The following is a 3792-nucleotide window of genomic DNA, read 5'->3' on the forward strand; positions in this document are numbered from 1 at the left end:
GGCGTACCGGTGGCGACATTTATTTAGGTGTAGTCGGTGCCGTCAGAACAGGGAAATCCACATTTATTAAGAAATTCATGGAGCTTGTTGTTATTCCGAATATACCGTCAGAAGCTGACCGTGCCAGGGCACAGGATGAATTACCTCAGAGTGCTGCTGGAAAAACGATCATGACGACAGAACCTAAATTCGTACCGAATCAGGCAGCGTCGATTCAGGTTGCGGAAGGGCTTGAAGTGAACATTCGTTTAGTCGATTGTGTGGGTTATACAATACCTGGGGCTAAAGGGTATGAAGACGAGAATGGTCCACGTATGATTCATACTCCATGGTACGAGGAGCCGATTCCGTTCAATGAAGCAGCTGAAATCGGCACACGAAAAGTAATCCAGGATCATTCCACTTTAGGCGTAGTTGTTACTACGGATGGATCAATCGGAGAAATTCCACGCAGTGATTATTTAGAAGCGGAGGAGAGGGTTGTTGAAGAATTGAAGGAGGTTGGCAAGCCATTTATAATGATTGTCAATTCCGTTCAGCCCCATCACCCAAATACAGTCGCACTAAAGGAATCTTTACAGGAAAAGTATGATATACCTGTATTGGCCATGAGCGTTGAAGGAATGCGGGAATCAGATGTATACAGCGTCCTGCGTGAGGCCCTATATGAATTTCCAGTACTTGAAGTCAATGTGAATCTTCCGAGCTGGGTAATGGTTCTGAGGGAGGATCATTGGTTAAGAGAAAGCTATCAGGAAGCTGTAAAAGAGACCGTAAAGGACATTAAACGCCTAAGAGATGTAGACCGTGTAGTCGGTCATTTCAATGAATTCGAGTTTATCGACCGTGCCGCTCTTGCAGGTATTGAGATGGGTCAGGGCGTGGCTGAAATCGACCTTTACGCACCGGATGAACTCTATGATGATATTTTAAAAGAAATTGTCGGTGTGGAGATACGGGGGAAGGATCATCTTTTATCTCTGATGCAAGACTTTGCATATGCCAAGGCAGAATATGACCAGGTTGCGGATGCATTAAAAATGGTTAAACAAACGGGTTATGGCGTTGCAGCCCCTTCTCTTAATGATATGAGTCTAGATGAGCCGGAAATTATCCGTCAAGGAGCCAGGTTCGGGGTCAGGCTCAAAGCTGTGGCTCCTTCAATCCATATGATTAAGGTCGATGTTGAATCGGAGTTTTCACCAATCATTGGAACGGAAAAGCAAAGTGAAGAATTGGTTCGATATTTAATGCAAGATTTCGAAGACAATCCACTATCCATTTGGAATTCTGATATTTTTGGCCGAAGCCTAAGTTCTTACGTAAGAGAAGGCATTCAGGTGAAATTAGCGATGATGCCGGATAATGCACGTTACAAATTGAAGGAGACTCTGGAAAGGATTATTAATGAGGGCAGTGGGGGATTGATTGCTATCATATTATAAAAAAGGTTAAAAGCTGGACCAACTCCTTCATCGGATTGGTCTTTTTACATGTGAGTCTAGAATTTACTAAAAATAAAAAAATGGATGATACGTTTTTGGCTTTACATTAGGGCATACCGGCTTCTTTGTTGCCAAAGTAAGAGGGGAAACAATTATATTCTAAGAAAAATATCTCTTGAAGGGAGTTTCTTTATTGAAAACCTGGTTGTTTTTTCAGTATAATTGCTAAAAGCCTATGGTTATGCGATTTTCAGTAATATAACAAGTTTAATTTCTATAAAAAAGGGAAATGATGAATAGCGAAAGACAAAATTTATAATATATACAATTATTTATGAAAAGATTCCCATTATTTTTTGAATTCCCTTGCTAAGCTAATAGGATTTGTGATAATCTACATACAGAAAACGCGTTATATCAGCGATTTCAACCTATTTTAAAATTTCTAGGTGCATTTTTTGGGAAATTATTTCAACTGGGTAAACCCTGATTATCAGGGAATGAAAATTTTTGACCGAAACTAATATCAAATCACTATTATTGTGTTGTAATAATGATTTTTTATAAAGATCCTTTTGGGAGGAGGTGAATGGCATGAACAAAACAGAATTGATTAATGAAGTTGTTACAGCAACTGAAATTTCTAAGAAAGACGCTACAAAAGCTGTTGATGCTGTTTTTGATACAATCTTAGAAGCTCTAAAAAACGGTGATAAAGTCCAATTAATTGGTTTCGGTAACTTTGAAGTTCGTGAACGTGCGGCTCGTAAAGGTCGTAACCCACAAACTGGTGACGAAATTGAAATTGCAGCTAGCAAAGTGCCAGCTTTCAAACCTGGTAAAGCACTTAAAGATGCAGTGAAGTAACTCTACCATTACATACGGGTGCTTAACCGGAAAAGGGCCGCGTGCAAACGCGGCCCTTTTTTTGCTTCTTAATTTCTATCTGTGATAATATAAAAGACAGTGAATATTTTAGAAAAGTTGATTTTGATAAATTTATTCAAAAGGATATACCATTATGAAAAAATCAATCACGACAAAACTAAGTTTAGAGGTCGCTTTAAGCTAATACATTTCAGTTAAGCTTAGGTTGCTTTAAAAATAGGAAATATGAATGTCAGGGTGAAACGCCATGCATTTTTTTCTGAATACATACTATTTTATTTATTTTTAGGAGGTAAGTTTAAATGGCTAATGTTGACCATGCCAAAATTGAAGAAGCGGTGAAAATGCTTCTTGAGGCTGTTGGGGAAGACCCTACTAGAGAAGGACTGCTTGATACCCCTGGCCGTGTAGCAAGAATGTATGAAGAAATTTTTTCAGGACTTACTCAGGATCCAAAAGAATATTTTGATACTGTTTTTGGAGAAGACCATGAGGAACTTGTCCTTGTAAAAGATATCCCATTTTACTCAGTCTGTGAACATCATTTAGTGCCTTTTTATGGAAAAGCTCATGTAGCATATATCCCGAAAAACGGGAAAGTTACCGGCTTAAGTAAGTTAGCCCGAGCTGTAGAGGCGGTTTCAAAGCGTCCACAACTTCAAGAGCGCATCACCTCAACAGTAGCGGACTCCATAATGGAAAAGCTTGAACCTCATGGTGTCATGGTGGTAGTAGAGGCTGAACATATGTGTATGACAATGAGAGGTGTCAAAAAACCCGGGTCTAAAACAGTGACTTCAGCTGTGAGAGGAACTTTTGCTAAGGATCATCGTACAAGAGCTGAAGTACTGGCATTCATTAAAGACTAAGGATATAGGGGGTTAGAAAATGAATGAAAAAAAGATCTTGAATGATTTTGTGGTAATTAAAGCTATTGAGGATAGTGTAAATGTCATCGGTTTAACTAGAGGAACGGATACTAAGTTTCATCACTCTGAAAAACTCGATTCAGGGGAAGTGATGATCGCACAATTCACAGAGCACACTTCTGCGATTAAAATCAGAGGACATGCAAAGATTTATACTCCATTCGGTGAGGTTGAAAGTGATTCGAAAAAGAATCCTTCTGACAAGTAAAATCTTGTCCCTAATTGGTTATGTTTTAAATCAATCACCTGATATCGCGTTTTAACAAGCTGTAAATTTCCCGCATCCATTTTTTTGAATGAACATAAGACGATGGTTTCCTTATTTATGGAAGTTTCATTTTATAAACGTTGTCCATTTCATCTGATTGTTTTTATGGTATAATAATGTGTATTTTACACAGACAGAAACCAATATGTATGAAAAAAAATTATCTTTCGGGGATGCAAGGGTGATCTCAATTGTTAAACATAACGAACGACTTAAGGCAATTAAAACAATTAATAGAAACCAAAGCTCAACATCCATATTT

At 38.4% G+C, this 3792-nt stretch carries 4 protein-coding genes; all 4 read left to right on the plus strand.

Features of this window, described 5'->3' with window-relative positions:
* The coding region (spoIVA, locus tag AC1DUW_RS23185) for a stage IV sporulation protein A (RefSeq protein WP_477643563.1) at positions 1 to 1445 on the plus strand (1445 nt) is incomplete at its 5' end.
* A gap of 594 nt (positions 1446 to 2039) precedes the next feature.
* Positions 2040 to 2312: an HU family DNA-binding protein gene (locus tag AC1DUW_RS23190; protein ID WP_034308023.1), complete on the plus strand. Its 273-nt coding sequence runs from the start codon at positions 2040 to 2042 to the stop codon at positions 2310 to 2312.
* A gap of 323 nt (positions 2313 to 2635) precedes the next feature.
* Positions 2636 to 3202 carry a GTP cyclohydrolase I FolE gene (gene folE / locus AC1DUW_RS23195; RefSeq protein WP_053346783.1) on the plus strand — a complete coding sequence of 189 codons (567 nt, stop codon included), beginning with the start codon at positions 2636 to 2638 and terminating at the stop codon, positions 3200 to 3202.
* A 19-nt stretch (positions 3203 to 3221) separates the two neighbouring features.
* Positions 3222 to 3470: a trp RNA-binding attenuation protein MtrB gene (gene mtrB, locus AC1DUW_RS23200; RefSeq protein WP_053346782.1), complete on the plus strand. Its 249-nt coding sequence runs from the start codon at positions 3222 to 3224 to the stop codon at positions 3468 to 3470.
* Positions 3471 to 3792: the final 322 nt, after the last annotated feature.

The sequence above is a fragment of the Peribacillus sp. P4_C12 genome, assembly GCF_056402095.1.